This is a genomic window from Pseudoalteromonas sp. SK18, assembly GCF_001974855.1.
Lineage (GTDB): Bacteria > Pseudomonadota > Gammaproteobacteria > Enterobacterales > Alteromonadaceae > Pseudoalteromonas.
Genome location: NZ_MTQB01000007.1, coordinates 1 through 15706, shown reverse-complemented (window position 1 = coordinate 15706; position 15706 = coordinate 1). Strand labels below are relative to the sequence as shown.

The following is a 15706-nucleotide window of genomic DNA, read 5'->3' as shown; positions in this document are numbered from 1 at the left end:
ACTACAATAAATTCAATAATTTTAGCCATAAAAAAACCCGCGACTCGATTGCTCAAGTTGCGGGTTTTTTAGGGTTTTAAACAAACGAATTTAAAAACCGTTATTGGTGGAGCTGGGGGAGTCTTAATCCAGCCATCAAGCCATTGTTTTAATTTAATTTTAAGCACAATCAAACCGCTACATGGTACTAACCATGGTACTAAAGTTAATTGTTATCATAAATAAAATAGCTAGGTATGTTCAATCCGATTTCTTTATTAATCTAAATTTCCAGCCAGCTTTATCACTTTTTGGTAATCAGGCCATAACCAAACTTTCACTTCATCTGTTTTTTGATTATAGTTGTGAAAGTTACTATCTATTTCAAGGGATAGCTTTTTTATAATTCCATTGAAGTGGCTATAATTTTTTCCATGGGCCTTACTATGGGTGCCATGAACTAAACCTTTTTGGTTATCACCATACTTATCTTGAAACTCAATACTATGCTTTACTGAATTATGCATATTTAGCTCATATAGCTCAGAAAACACATTCTCACTATGGCTATCAAGCGGAGTATTATGTTTGTATAGCCCACCATCTATGCATGGCTTGTCATTTTTTCTTTCATCAAAACTTTTACTCTTCAGATCGAATTCTATTATCCCAACCAATAAAGAAAATATATTTATCACCTGAACTTTATTAGAGCTTTGTTCAGCATATAGGGCTGATCGTAAGCACGCTTTTAACTTATCAATTAACTGGTCAACATCTCTTAAACTCAACTCGTAAGCTTTAGCCACCCATATGATATACTGGCATATATTATTTTTCGTATTGTTTGTAAGGTTTGGATAAAGAACTACCTTTTCAGAATACGGCGTGAAATCTACTTCTTGTAATTTCAAATAGTGCTCGAGATCTGGCTCTGCTAACCTAGCTTCTCGATCAAAAAAACGTTTTAGGTAAGTATTAGAGTCAAAATTAGAACCGTAGACTGACTTTATCGACTCTTGTAGCTGTGTAGTATCTGTAGCTACAACAAAAACAAAGTTTTTGGTAGTGAAGAAGTGCTTGATCACTTCTAGCATTTCTATAGCGTAATTAGGCCTACATCGATCAAGCTCATCAATTAGTACTATCACAGGTAAACTTTTACCATGACTTCTTTCAAGCACTTCAGCTAAAAGCTCAAGCTCTTGTCGTATGCTTTTTATTGCTTCAACTTGTTCTTTATGGTTATTTTTAACACTTGATATAAAATCCTCAGGACTTGCTTCAAAGAGAGCCTTAGCAGCTTCAATACCCGCAGCAGAGTCTCCTGTAAGGTGTTTAGCTAACAAACCGGCTCCACCTATAAAAGATCCCTTTAGTACCTTTCCCAAATACTCTGAAACTTTATCAAATTCACCACCAATATTTTGATTAATCGTTGAAAGCTGGTTAATTAGTTCGCTTGCAACAACTGACAATGGAATTTCTGAAAAGTCACTTTCCCATGCATCAATGTAAACAGTCGGGTGACCTTCACATATCAAGTGGCTATATAACCGTCTTAAGAATTCAGTTTTACCTGTTCCCCAAGCCCCATTTAAGTTAAGTACAAAGCCGTCGTGCTCTCCCTTAATATAGTTAGTTAAAAACTCACCATACTCTTTACGATTAAGCTTACAGTTATCGAATGTATACTCTTGTAACCAATCAGAATATTTACAGTTACTAATAGCCATTAATTCTTACCTCCGCTTAACATATCAAATATCACCCGCGCAAATTGCTGGTTTCTTACAGGATCTGACAACAGCTGCATCATTTGTTCTTGGTGCGCGTCACTGCTTCCTAATATGGCGTCATCCATCGCTTGAGGGAAATCCCCTAACATTGCTTGCTCTGGGCTATTGTTTGCAATTTGGCTCATTACAGAGGCGTTTTCAGTTAGTTTATCGCGTACTGTAAATGCATAGTTAAGCATGTCTTTATTAGTTAGGTTATCAGTGATGAAAACCTCATTAAGCTTGTCGATTATCTGAGATAAGAACGCTTCTTTTTTATCCTTCGCTTTAGCACTACCCACATCATTACTTGGCTCTAGCTTGTAATCAGGCGCGTCTTCTTTTAGCTGTATATCTTGTTGGCGTATTTTTGATAGGCGGTAATGGCTCATTACTACGTTATCTAAATCAAGCTCATCTTCAGTCACTACTTTTTCACGTAACAGTGGGCGTAAGTGGCGGGCGAATAAGCTTAGCTTTTCAAGCTCTTTGTCATCGTATTCCACCAGCTGCGACATAAACTCGTAAAAGCGAGTAAAGCTACCTAAATCCTTTTTGAATATTTCTAGACGGTCTTTTTCTTGTTTGCACTCTTTAAAGCTTGTTTCTGCGTTAGCTATTAATACAGCGTCTTCAGTCTTTTTGGTGCGTTCAAACATTTCTTTGGCTTTTATATACGCCTCAATTGCAGATGCATAACGCTTTTGCCAACGTTCTTTAGCGGGGTGAATAATATTGCTAATTGCCGCGTTTGATTTATTTTTAGTGAAAAAGGCTGCACAAAACTGCTCAACCTCAGACCACAAAAATATACCGCTCGCACGCAGCTTTTCAAACAAATCAAAAACAATCTGAGGGTCAGTAACATCAGCAAGCTCTGCTGTTTGGTAGTAAGGCTGAAATGCTTCTAGTATGTCTTCTGGGGCATTAAAGAAGTCTAATACAAACGTGCCTGTTTCAGCTTTACTTGGGTAAGTACGATTTAATCGCGACAGGGTTTGTACACACTCAACGCCGCCTAGCTTTTTATCTACATACATAGCGCATAGCTTTGGTTGGTCGAACCCCGTTTGAAACTTATTAGCCACCAGCATTACTTGGTAATCATCACTATCAAAGGCTTTGCGCATATCGCGGCCTTTAAGATCAGGGTTCATATTTTTTTCAGTAAACTTTTTATCTAAAAATGCAGCGCTATCAGGGTCACTTTTAGTAAACTCAACTTCGCCCGAAAATGCCACCATAGCGCGTATTGTCGAGTAACCTGTTTTTTGCTCTGCTAGGGCTTCAGCTACATATTTATCAAATGCTAACTTATAACGTACAGCCTCTTTACGTGAGCCCGTTACTACCATTGCTTTGGCTTGCCCACCTAATAAACCCATTACGTTATCTTTAAAGTGCTCAATAATAACTTTAACTTTTTGCGATATATTATGGTCGTGTAAACGCACCCATTGGTTAAGTTTTACCGCTGCTTTTTTACTATCAACCTCTTCATCTGCCGCCTCTATTTTTTGAGCAAGTTGGTACATCACCTTATAGTTAGTGTAATTTTTAAGTACATCTAATATAAAGCCTTCCTCTATTGCTTGGCGCATTGAATATATGTGATACGCCACTGGCTTATTTTGTTTTGATGGAGGTAGTTCTGGGTTAGGTAATCGACCAAACAGCTCTATTGTTTTTGCTTTAGGTGTGGCAGTAAACGCATAGTAGTTAAGGTTTGCACTACCACGGCGAGCTGCAACAGTTGCATCGAGTATATCCTCTGATGACAATTCAATGTCGTCATCAGTTTCTTCAGTCATTAGTACTTCTTTTAACTGGCGAGCTGTAGAGCCGCTTTGTGATGAATGGGCTTCATCGGCAATAACCGCATAGCTGCGCTCTTTTAAGCTGGTACTGTTTTCTATAGCACGTAATACAAACGGAAAGGTTTGAATGGTTACAATAATAATTGGCTGAGCGTTTTCAAGTGCACTGGCGAGCTTTTCTGATTTAGAACCGTCACCTTCTTTATTATTTATACGCCCTACTACACCGTCTGCATGCTCAAACTGATAAATAGTATCTTGCAGCTGATCATCAAGTACTGTTCTATCTGTTACAACAATCACTGAATGAAACTGTTTATTACCTTGCTCGTCATACAAAGTAGAAAGCTGGTGGGCTGTCCAAGCAATAGAGTTTGACTTACCTGAGCCCGCACTATGTTGAACTAAATACTTGTTACCTGTGCCCTCTTCTATTGCCGCATCAATCAGCTTGCTTACTACATCCCACTGGTGATAACGCGGGAAAATAAGCGTTTCTTTTTTGTATTTACGCCCTTCCCAATCTTCCTTGTCTTCTATTTGCAAGTGTACAAAGCTGCCTAAAATGTTAAGCAGGTTTTTAGGCACTAATACTTCATTCCACAAGTAATCGGTTGCATAACGGCTAGTATCTTCAGGTACATCATTACCTGCACCACCTTCACTTGTACCTTTGTTAAAGGGTAAAAAGAAGGTGTCGTCGCCCGCAAGTTTAGTGGTCATATACACGTCGTACTGGCTTACAGCAAAATGTACTAATGCACCACGCTTAAAGGTAAGTAGTGGCTCTGGCTTTTTAGTCGCAGGGTCTTTAGGTAAGCGGGTTTGTTTGTATTGCTTAATGGCATTTTCAACAGCTTGCTTAAATTCTGATTTAAGCTCAAGGGTCGATACAGGTAAACCATTTACAAACAATACTAAATCTATGCGCCAGCTCTTGGCTTTGCTGCCTGTTGCAGCTAAGTGCTCAGCATTGGCATACGGGCTATACACCAACTCTTGTACTATACGGCAGGTGTTTTGCTCGTAACGCGCGAGGGTTTCGGGGTTTAGGTTATGCTCTGGTTTAAATTGGCATAACTCAAACCGCGCATTACGAATTTTTAAACCATGGCGCAATACACCTAATACCCCATACGTGCGTGATGCTTTATCTGTGGCGTTTATATCGGCTTTTTTAAGCTGTGCCACCAGCGCTTCTAAAAAGTGGCGTTCAGGGTCCTTAGGGAATACCTTACACAGCTTTTGCCACTCTTTTGGTTGGGTGTTTTTAACAAAGGCCAGTGCATCTTGTTCATACAAAGCGGTTTCGCAATTGTAGCCTGCACCTGTGCCTTCAACCCAACCATTGGCTACCATTTGGCTAATTATGTCGTCTTGAAAAATTCGTTCTTGAGTTACATCATTCATGATTTTATTCTTATAATATTTAGTTATTTAAAACTTCAGGAGCTGCTTGCTTATGTTCTAGCTGTAACTTGTCTTTGCCAAACCTTAAAGCTAGCTTATCGTAAACGTCCTTAAGCTCATCAAAGCGAGCGTTACGATCATAGAGCTCTAAAACAAACTGAAACATTTGGAAGGCATACAATAAATCGAGTTCAGTAACATCTGACTTATGAGTTCCTTCATTTCCTACTAATTTCAATGGCTCAAGGTACGAAGCTTCTTCAGGACGGGTCTTAGCCAAATTTTGAATCATACGGTTAAGGTTACTTCCCTCAACTTTCATATCCTTACAAAACTTCTCGATTGCGCGTCTTAACTTAGAGGCTGATGATGGTGGATCAAAATGAAAATGTTTAAATGCATCAAATAGTTCTTCACTAATCTCTTTCGGGGTGTTTATCGATAGAGGAAATATAGGCACTGTTGGCGAAAAATGATCTATTTTTATTTGCTTTGTTTTTTTTGCCTTGGTATCAAAGCTATTACTCGATTCAAGTAATACACCCGATGCGGTAGTACTTTTTTTACATTCGCTACAGCTCAAAAAGCTATTAAACAAATAAGTATCACCATTTATCGGATCAATATGGTCAGAATACACTGTAGCAATTGCGCCTATTAGGGGTAACCAAAAACCATCACTTTTACTAATCACCTCTTGGCTAGCTTCTAACTTAACCCGTCTAGTTTCTTTTTCTGAGCGAAACTTCCTGCTCGATAGCAGTAAACTTTTTTCTGATGTTGACCTTGTTTGAATACTTTCTTTATCTAACTTTAGCGCCAACTTATTACAGTGAGGGCAAGGAAGCTTAGGATAATTATCTAAGTTAGCAAAGCCTGAAATCCTTTTCCATAATTCTATCCCTTTATTTATTATTTTTTACTTTATGTGCAAAATTTATTTAAGTTACTTTTCAGGTTTACCCTGCAATTGCTTAAGTGCATTAGCTAAGTCTAAATCAACCTTTGATGGCTGGGCATCAATTACTCTTCGGTATTTATCGTATTCTTGTTTGGCTTTTTCAGTAGCTTGTGCCTGTGAAATATTGCCAACGTGGTTAAGTACTTCATAGTCACTTAGCCGTAAAAAGTCATCAAGCTTGCTCGCCCAGTCTGCCATTTTCATTAACTTACCATTACGCGCTTGCAGCTCTGCAAACTCTAAGTAGGAGTTAACCAGCCTGTTTAACGTATCAAGTTCTTGCTCATTTAAATAGTTTTTACCTGTAACCACCTCTTTGCGGGTTGGCTCTGTGCCTGCAAAGCTAGTTAAGCCTAAATGAGGTTTGTCGGCATCAATACGTTTAAACACCAGCTCTGCTGCAGTATTACCATGAGCAGCCCAGTGCATTTTATTTTGCACTTTAGCAAAAAAATCAACACTGGTTTGCGCTTTGCCGTCGTAATCAATGCTGGTGGCGTAAATATCGCACACCTTGCGCCAAAATATTTTCTCTGATGAACGTATGTCGCGTATGCGGTTTAATAGTTCATCAAAGTACTGCATGTTATCAGGGTTTTTAAGGCGCTCGTCATCCATTACAAAGCCTTTGGTTAGGTACTCTTGTAATGTTCTTGTAGCCCATTGGCGAAACTGTGTGCCTTGCCTAGAACGAACTCGATAACCTACGGCAAGAATGGCTTCAAGGTTATAATGGGCTACATCGCGAGCAACTTCGCGCGTGCCCTCCTTTCGAACTATTCGGAAATTCCTAATGGTTGCATTTTGTTCAAGTTCACCCTCACTATAAATGTTACTTAAATGCTCATTTATAGTCGGTACACTCTTTTGATACAGCTCAGCTATTAGGTTTTGAGTGAGCCAAAGTGTTTCAGTTTCAAAGCGACATTCAACCTTAGTTTGCCCTTCGTTTGTTTCAAATAAAATAAACTGCCCAAGCGGCGGCGTAACCTTGTTAGTCATTAGGCTGCTCCCAGTTGCGCACGTCGATTTTGCCTGTGACTGCGGCAGAGATTAGAGCTGTTCGGCGTTCTTGCATCAATTTAATAGCTGACGTAGCTTTAACTATGAGATTTGAGTAATTATTTCTTAACTTATGGATTGAACTTACTATTTGATCAACTTCACCTTTTTGAGGAATCGGGATTGAAATATCCTTGACGATATCAGTGTTCAAATTTGGCTGACCAGATCCTTGCTTAACTCTTTCACGAAGATCCTCAGTTAAGATAGATAAATAAAAATATGCGAATTCCGAGTCAATCTGCAAGTTCTCAAACCCCACAACACCATCGTTGGCATTGGCATCAACTTTAAGAATTGCAGGAACACCCAATGTTGCACCACTATTTGAGAGCAATAGAGTTCCTGATGAGAATACCCTGCATTGCTCACTCCCTTTCTTTGTTAAAAATGTCTCGGTCTCGGTTAGATAGATTTCATCATCTTTTGTGATTTCAGCAACCGTCACCCAAGGTGAGTAGTCGCCATTAAATAATGTAGGATCACCAGCTGGACGAGGTGAGCCACCTCGAACAACCTGTGAAATATAACCGAACTTGCACACAACCCAATGCGCTGGCACTTCACCTAACCACTCGACACCTGAATCTTTCATTGGGGCTTTTGCGTTGAGGCCTTTAGTCACTGCATGGCTGATCACCGCTTGGCGCTTTTCTTTTAATAACTTAATCAGTTGTTGCTGCTTTTCAATCAATGTGTCGATTTTAGCGGTTTCGTGATCGAGGAAGTTAGCGATTTGAGTACGCTCATCTATTGGAGGCAACCAAATACTAACCCCACGCAATATTGCTTGAGTAATGCTAAATACCTTAACCCCTTTTACTGCATGTCGGATTTGTGTTCTTAGCTCTTTAGAATCGAGTAAGTATGCATAAAATCTACTGCACTCTCTATCAAATGGACGCGATATAATAGTATGGTAACCAGCAAATATCTGCTCATCTGAAACTAACTGTGTGAAGTTTCCTGAGCCATCAATATCTTCAGAAGTATCAGCAAATACGATGTCACCATTTTGTAGCAGCGCATAAGATGATGTTTTAAGATACTTCTCATCGACACATTTTAACGGGTGTTTCTGTGGATTAACTTCAAAGCCATATTTAGAGTGGACTTCACCATAATTAACACAAGGAATTCCTGTATCCCTAAGGTTTTCCTTAGTTATAGTTAGTCCTTTTCCAAAACTAAATGTGTAACGGAGCTTACTTGTCGTCCAGTGCTCTGGAATAGCATCTAACCAATCAATATTCGAATCCTTATACTTAGGATAAGCCTGATACTTGCTAGCTTTTAACTCACTCATGCGAACCTCCAAATTGAGATTTAAACCAATTGGGCAACAAGTTGTTGCCCAATTGCCCGCACAGGGCTAAAAGCTCGGTATTCACTTTAATAACGGCTTTTTGCTGGCTAGATACCACCTTATGTTTAAGCTCTGTTAGCCATTGCTTATATTCTGCTGTTTGCTGTGATTTTAGGTGTTTGTTTTTATGCATTCTCATCATCCTTCAAAGCCCAAAATGGATGCGTTGCCCAATTTTCAGGAAACCCCATATTTCTAACGGGTACTTCTGGGTGCTTAACTATTAATTGAACAAGCTTGTCTGTCCATTGACTATCGGGACTTACTTCTTTCATTAGGTGTGCCAGCAATAATAAAACTGAATATAAGCGTTTTGCAGGCTGTATATGGCTATTAGGTAACACTGTGGGTAGCTGCCATTCTGCGTCCCTTAGTAGCTTAGGTGCAATAGGTAACTCCCTATTCCACAAGCGAGCATGATGCGCGCAACAATTTCTGATAAAGGTAAGAGTATGTAACCAACTCGCAAATTTATCCTGAGGAACATTAAAGCGCTTTGCGATAGCTTTTCTGTCGGAGTCTTTAACTAACCCTTTATATAAGTGGGAAAGCTCACCCAGCGTTAGCTCTTCAATTACAGCCCAACATGGTGGTAAATTAGGCTCGTTATAATGGCTCACATAATATCGGCAATAGTTTTCACGTTGCTTTAGATTAATTAATTCCGCTTTTTTTTCTGGGGTATGTTGCGGCGAATTATTAATTTTTGCGGTTTCTCTTGCCAAAATGCCACGCTCTTTGTCCTGCTTATCACTTAATGATTTAATTAATCGATTATGATCATAATTGCGATTAAAGTGATTGCGGTCAATGTACCAGTGAGAGCCACTATAAGGCTCATCATCTTTTTGATACTTTGGGCCCATAACATTATTAAACATGGAGCGGGTAGCAACTTCAATGCGCTCAACCGCATCCATAATTAACAGCCTAAGCTCTCGGTCAAAAGCATACAAAGCAACCACTTGTTTAAACTCACTGCCTTCATTAAATGGGTGCTCTTCATCGTGTAACTTTTGAAAAGGCCGCATATAGGCTGATAGTCTAAAAAAGCTAATAACCTCTAAATAATGTTTAGCTCGTTCAGGCTCTTTTATACTTAGCCCACGCTGCTGGAGTAACGCTATTTGCTCATCAAGGCTAATTGAGGGTTTGAAAAATGGGATCACATCAATTCCCTATCAAAACTTTTTACTAGATGGCATGTATGTTTTAAATGGGAGGAAGTTATTAAGGCGTAGAAAAAAGAAAACCCGCACAATTTCAGCATGAATTTTGATAAATCAAAGCACATAGGCTTGGCGGGTATATTACGTATTATATTAGTTTTTAATGACGATAAGGTCAATAACAATAGTAAATTAATAATAGTTATTTGTTGGGCTTTAACCCACCATGAGGTTAGCTTTAGCAGCAAAGTCACCATATTAGATGACTTAAGATCACAATACTTCATTACGAGTGTACCTCTTGCAACAACTTCATTATGTCACTACTCACAGCATCAAGTTCTTCATCAATCTCGGCTAAGTCGCGTGGTGGTTGGTACTCATAAAAGTGGCGGTTAAAGGGGATTTCGTAACCAACTATACCTAGCTCGCCGTCTTTATCATCGCACTTGGTGTCGTTTATCCATGCATCGCTTACGTGGGGGGCTACCTCGCGGTTAAAGTAGTTTTCAACCATGAGCTTGGTATTAATACTTGGTTGGGCAGAGCCGTTTAAATAAGCATCTTTTAGCGGTACATTTTCATTATCGCGTAAGTCGCCATCTTGCTTATAAGTCACGACCTTACCTTGCCACTTTGTCACATTACCTTGGTATTCAAATGCGCCATACATTGGGTCTGCTGAATCTTTATAGATTTTATCAACCACGCATTCTGCATCTGGGTTTTTAAAGGTAACAGCATCTAGTAGCTGTTTTTTCTCTTTGGTTTCGAGCTTAATATCTAACGCTTTAAGGGCTTGTGTATAGGTTATATCAAACTGGTTAAAGTCGTCTGATTGCAAGTGCTTGCCACCAGCATCGTCACCTAATTGTGTTTGTAGTTGCTGCGCTTTTTCCATGAGTGATTTTTGGAATAACCAAAGTTTAGACTCTAATACATCTTTAATTTGTTTTTCTTTCAGCTCTGGGAAGTCGGCTTTAATAATAGCTCTGGCTTCAATTTCAACAGTGCTTAAATCGCCATATTGACTATTACCCGAGTTGTCAGTAGTCCACTGTGCGCCAAATTTTTCATAAAGCGCCATCATGGCTGCATTGAAAGGCTTAGGTGCAAAGCGCAGGGATGCAATAGCTTCATCAGTTACTTGCGCTGACAACCTAAGTGGGCGCTCTATAGTGATACGGCGAAAACCAAACTCATAGGTATTAAATATTTTGCTAGCAAAGGTTTTTGCTACATCGACTTTAGGGTTAGCCGCTTGGCGACCTCGGCTACTTTTAGCCTCGGTTGGTTTAGTTAAGCCTAGCTCTTCAAGTGTTGTTGTTTCTACTTGTGCAAAGTTACCAAAGCTGCGAGTGATTAGTTTAATGTCGTCTTCGCTCATGATATTACGTTTAGAACCAAGAGATTTACGCATTTTACCGCACAGATTAGCGCCATTTATTAACTGAACCTTGTTTTTACGCTCTGGGTTTTGTTGCTGCGCTTTTTTATTAGAGAGCACCCATACATAGGTAGCAATACCTGTGTTGTAAAACATATCTGTAGGTAGGGCAATAATTGCCTCAAGTAAGTCAGACTCTAAAATATAACGGCGAATCTCACTTTCACCACTGCCTGCACCGCCCGTAAATAAAGGCGAACCATTTAGAATAATACCAATACGCCCACCGCTGTTAGAATCATTTGCAGAGGGTGATGCATCACGCATTTTACTAATAAGGTGCATTAAAAATAATAGCGAACCGTCAGACACTCTTGGTAAACCTGCACCAAAACGACCATCAAAGCCCTTAATGGTATGTTCGTCTTTAATATCGCCTTCAATCTTTTTCCAATCAACACCGAATGGCGGATTAGACAGCATGTAATCAAACTTATCTACTGCTAGCTGATCATTCGATAATGTATTACCTAATTTAATACGGCTTACGTCTTGCCCTTTAATAAGCATATCGGCTTTACATATAGCGTAAGACTCTGGGTTTAACTCTTGGCCAAATGCGCGCATAACCGCATTAGGGTTAAGCTCATGCACGTACTCCATGCCTGATGATAAAAAGCCGCCAGTACCTGCCGTTGGGTCGTAAATGGTACGAATAATACCTTCTTTGGTTAGGGCATCGTCGTCTTCCATAAATACCAGTGAGGTAGTTAAACGAACTATATCGCGTGGGGTAAAGTGCTCACCTGCGGTTTCGTTAGAGCTTTCAGCAAAGCGACGTATTAACTCTTCAAACACCAAACCCATATCGTGATTTGATATAGCTTGTGGGCTTAAGTTGGTCATTGCGAATTTTTTAACTACTTTAAAAAGTAAGTTGGCGTCATCTAATAGCCCAATAAACTCATCAAACTTAAAGTGCTCAAATATTTCGCGGGCATCAGCTGAAAAGCATTGAATATAACGCTCAAGATTAGCTTTAATATCACCCTGACCCATTTTGCCTAAATCCATAGGCGAGGTATTAAAAAAGGTTAAGCCGTTTGTAGCTCTTATTAATAGTTTTTCTTGTGCATCTTCTGGCAGGTTTAAGGCTTTAATACGCTCAAACTCTGCTATTACTGCATCTTTACTTGGTGCGAGTACACATTCAAGGCGACGTAATAAAGTAAAAGGTAAAATAACACGGCCATATTGAGATTGTTTAAAATCGCCGCGAAGGAGATCGGCTACTGACCAGATAAAGGCAGCGGTTTGAGAAAAGTTACTATTCGTTGTCATTTTAATCTTCCATAAAGTAATCGCTATCGAGCGCTTTTACTTCAAATACATGTTTGGTGCTTACGCCTAAATTATGGGTAAGCATGAGTTCGGTTAGTTGTGCGCCATCCACCAATACTATGCGTTTTTCTATCATGCCTACATATTCGAGGGCATCTTTACTAAAACTGCTGGTGGTAATGAACACGCCCTTTTTAGCACGGTGCATATCAAGCGCACCTGCAAAGGCTTGTATATCTGGGCGACCAACTGTTTTATTAGTATAACGTTTGGCTTGCAAGTATATCATTTCAAGGCCAAGTTTATCTTCTTTGATTACCCCATCAATGCCACCATCTTGTGTATATTGAGTAGCTTGACCTGCATCTTTACGTGATCCGCCATAGCCCATAGCGAGCATTAAATCGACCACTAGGTTTTCAAAAAACACGGGGGATGCTGCTAATATCGCTTTTAATATTTCGTCACTTAGGTTGGTATTGAGGGTATCGACTGCGGCTTCTATAAGCTCTTCAGGGGTTTTATCTGAGTTATTGCTTACTATGCTGGTGGTGTTTACTTGTATGGGCTCGTTTGCGTCTTTAGAGCGTGTTTTAAAATCGAGGAAAGCATCAAATTTACTTAAATATTGGTTATTGATTGGCTCACCAGACTCTATTGCAGCCAGCCCTTTTTGTGTGATTTTACAAAAAGCCCTTTTAGGCTGTTCTATTAAACCCGCTTGAACTAGGTAAGTTTTAGCCCATCCCAAGCGATGATAGGCATAGGTTTGCTTGCCGCTCGGTATACGGAGCTTTAGTTGATCGGCACTAAGCCCAAGCTTTCGGTAAACATCAGCATCAATATCACGCAGTTTAACGGTTTTACCATTGGCTAAACATGCTAGCAACGGGGTCATAAAAGATTGGTAATCAGGGAGTGACACAAGTATTCCTTTACAGCCTAAGAGTGGGGCTAATCCATTAATGTATATAAGGATACTATATAAAGTTATGCTATTTATCAAAGCAAACTAACTTAGATTTTGCCCTTGGTAAATGTACTAGAGTGATCAACTATATTAGTGATCGCCATTTTTAAGCGATCACCTTTTAACTTTTAAATTAACTCAAAACACAAAAACACCAACCCACTGTTATAAAAGGATTTAAATTGTTTTTATGTTTACTGTTTGATTGTTTGGTAGCTTGATCGATTACTTTAAAAATTTCTGATTCACAATGCTATAGATACTTTTATGTGTGTAAAACCTACCCTTTCGCCTAAAACTCAAATGACAAAGTACCTTTATATCTATTAAAGTGATTATTAATTAGAAGTCTGGACTCGTAATCGTTATCTTTATTGAGCTTTTTGAGCGTTTCTAATTGCACTAAGCATAAGGCTTTATATTCAAAATCAGATAGCTGTTTATCTAAGGGTACACCATGCATTACCTTAGCCCTGCCACCATGCTTAAAAGCATTTTTGTTGCCCTTTGGCGCACCTGCTCCTTTTCTTTTACCGCCTCTAGCCATTTAACTACCCTCACTGTATTCAAGTCTACTGGAAGAATAGTTTTTTACTGATTGTGAGACTCGCCTTTTAGAGTAACACTTTGCAAGGTAGCTAAGCCTGTAAACTGCATCCTTAAAACTTTGATAAAAATTTGGCTGATTAGTAAACAATTGGTAAAAACAATTATCGGGAATATAAACAGAGCCACCAGCAGATACACAGTCCCATTTTGATTGTATAAATGTTATTACCTTGCTGGGATGCGCAATTTTATGACCATTAAAAAAGTAGGCTAAATGGTAATGTTGTTGCTTCGCTTTGCTTTGCTCTCTAACCCAAATATATGCAAACTCACCATAAGCACTTTTTATCTTCTTTTGAAGAGCGCTAATAAACTGTGAAACAACTTTATTATTCTTACTATATTCTTTTAACCTTAAGTCGAGCCTCACCACTAATACTTTAGAAAACTTACAAAGCATAACGTCTAACTGCTTTAAGGTAGATTTAAGAATGTCGTAATAATAACCACTAGGAAAATTCATGATTTCTAAAGCAATATAAGATTCTTCTGATAACTTTTGATAATGTACTTCAAAACCATGTTTATCTTTTAATTCTTGAACTGACTGTGATGGCATAGTTTTCTCTAAATATTATAAATAACCTGCAACGATATAACTCTAAAGACCGCATATTGGTTGCCCTCGTAAACAAATGACTATTGTATAAAAGGAGGTTTTAGTTTAATTAACATCCCTAATTATCCTAAGCTGTACAAGGAAAGTTAATTTGTTTGACCTCACTTAAAGGCCAACCCGTAACTTTTGTTGCTAATAAGGTTGGTTCTGAAAGCGTACCCTGTGCAATTAGCTGCCCTACTAAATAAGAAGAAATACCAAAGTGTTTTTGAATTGCTACTTTTGAAATGAAAATATCTTCATCAGTAATTTCAACTTCTCGTTTAGCTAAAAACCTCATCCTTGCACCCTTGAGTCAATCCAGTTTATAACATCGCTATATTGCCAACCCATAGCGCGGCCACTTTGTACGAGCTTGATACTATGCGGGAACTCGCCTTTAGCTTGCAGTTCGTAAAGCATAGTTCGCGATAAACCAGTTAAAGTTTGTACATCTTTAAGACGAAGGATTCTTTTGCTATCCGTTAACAGGCTATTTAAGTTCATAATGTCATTCCAATTATTGAAGGGATTGAATCCCATAAGTTATTAAAACGAACTAGGACGTTCGCTTAAGTACGGGAAGAATTATGAATAAAAAAACAAACCACTTAAATGGAGTTTTACTATGAAAACTCCATTTAAAACACAATGAAAAAGCTATAAGTCTTGGGGTAATAATTATAGCAATGAGTTTAGCATTTACATAAAAGGGGTATTATTAAATGCAGTAAAAATCATTTCATCAAGCTTGCTGTTTTGAGTTGATTTTAGGTCTTTATGAAGCCTGTTGTTTTGATAGTAAAATGGCTCATAACAAGGGATTTTCACGTATAGGCGACTAATATAAATAGTCTCAGTAATGCCATCAAATGCCGAAATACGATACTTTTTAGCAAGCCCTTTGAGTACTTTATCAACTAATACATCAAGGCTAATATGAGGTTTTAAACTTTGAAAAACTTTTAGCTTAATAAGCTTATCAATCGCACTGTAAGCTAACGTGAGTCGTCGATCCTCTTGAGTCATAGCTATGCCATTAATATCTTGGCAACCACTATCAAAAAACGACTGGTATAAAGTAGTACAGTCACAGGCAAAGCGCTTTTCAAGGTAACTAAACACAGTATCTGAGGGCGTTCAGAATTCTGTGTCAGCCTAAGTTGCTAAATATCTAGCACACCATCTAACCTACCTTCGAAGTGGATGGCCAATTGCGACAATGTCAGATTCCAATTATGGATTGGCATTGTCCATTT

14 protein-coding genes are annotated in these 15706 nt (G+C 38.8%); all 14 read right to left on the bottom strand.

The genetic code is table 11. The features are described from left to right. Positions 1-257: 257 nt before the first annotated feature. Entirely contained in the window at positions 258-1715 is a 1458-nt protein-coding gene (locus BW139_RS07005; RefSeq protein ID WP_076919190.1) for a P-loop NTPase fold protein, read from the bottom strand. Then, positions 1715-4984, bottom strand: coding sequence for a type I restriction endonuclease subunit R (locus tag BW139_RS07000; RefSeq protein ID WP_076919189.1), 3270 nt, complete (start codon positions 4982-4984; stop codon positions 1715-1717). The genes BW139_RS07005 and BW139_RS07000 overlap by 1 nt, the downstream gene beginning before the upstream one ends. A gap of 19 nt (positions 4985-5003) precedes the next feature. Then, the gene (locus tag BW139_RS06995; RefSeq protein WP_076919188.1) at positions 5004-5807 is read right to left on the bottom strand and encodes a DUF4145 domain-containing protein; all 804 of its coding nucleotides are present in this window, start codon (positions 5805-5807) and stop codon (positions 5004-5006) included. A gap of 123 nt (positions 5808-5930) precedes the next feature. Then, the gene (locus BW139_RS06990; protein WP_076919187.1) at positions 5931-6947 is read right to left on the bottom strand and encodes a virulence RhuM family protein; all 1017 of its coding nucleotides are present in this window, start codon (positions 6945-6947) and stop codon (positions 5931-5933) included. After that, a complete protein-coding gene (locus BW139_RS06985) occupies positions 6940-8313 on the bottom strand; it encodes a restriction endonuclease subunit S (RefSeq protein ID WP_076919186.1) in 1374 nt (457 codons plus the stop codon). Before BW139_RS06985 ends, BW139_RS06990 begins: the two co-directional genes overlap by 8 nt. Then, complete coding sequence (locus BW139_RS06980; RefSeq protein WP_076919185.1) at positions 8306-8506, bottom strand: hypothetical protein; 201 nt, start codon at positions 8504-8506, stop codon at positions 8306-8308. The genes BW139_RS06985 and BW139_RS06980 overlap by 8 nt, the downstream gene beginning before the upstream one ends. Next, positions 8499-9542: an Abi family protein gene (locus BW139_RS06975; protein ID WP_076919184.1), complete on the bottom strand. Its 1044-nt coding sequence runs from the start codon at positions 9540-9542 to the stop codon at positions 8499-8501. The genes BW139_RS06980 and BW139_RS06975 overlap by 8 nt, the downstream gene beginning before the upstream one ends. 286 nt (positions 9543-9828) lie before the next feature. Next, on the bottom strand, positions 9829-12270 hold the full coding sequence (locus BW139_RS06965; RefSeq protein ID WP_076919182.1) for a class I SAM-dependent DNA methyltransferase: 2442 nt from the start codon (positions 12268-12270) through the stop codon (positions 9829-9831). Position 12271: 1 nt separating this feature from the next. After that, entirely contained in the window at positions 12272-13195 is a 924-nt protein-coding gene (locus tag BW139_RS06960) for a restriction endonuclease (RefSeq protein WP_083708651.1), read from the bottom strand. Between the two features lie 337 nt (positions 13196-13532). Further along, a complete protein-coding gene (locus tag BW139_RS06955; protein ID WP_076919181.1) occupies positions 13533-13787 on the bottom strand; it encodes a hypothetical protein in 255 nt (84 codons plus the stop codon). Then, positions 13788-14408, bottom strand: a complete 621-nt coding sequence (locus BW139_RS06950; RefSeq protein ID WP_076919180.1) for an inovirus-type Gp2 protein — start codon at positions 14406-14408, stop codon at positions 13788-13790. A 127-nt stretch (positions 14409-14535) separates the two neighbouring features. Continuing rightward, complete coding sequence (locus tag BW139_RS06945; protein ID WP_076919179.1) at positions 14536-14748, bottom strand: hypothetical protein; 213 nt, start codon at positions 14746-14748, stop codon at positions 14536-14538. Continuing rightward, positions 14745-14954, bottom strand: a complete 210-nt coding sequence (locus BW139_RS06940) for an AlpA family transcriptional regulator (RefSeq protein WP_076919178.1) — start codon at positions 14952-14954, stop codon at positions 14745-14747. The genes BW139_RS06945 and BW139_RS06940 overlap by 4 nt, the downstream gene beginning before the upstream one ends. Before the next feature lie 195 nt (positions 14955-15149). Then, positions 15150-15572, bottom strand: coding sequence for a hypothetical protein (locus tag BW139_RS06935; RefSeq protein ID WP_076919177.1), 423 nt, complete (start codon positions 15570-15572; stop codon positions 15150-15152). Positions 15573-15706 lie beyond the last annotated feature (134 nt).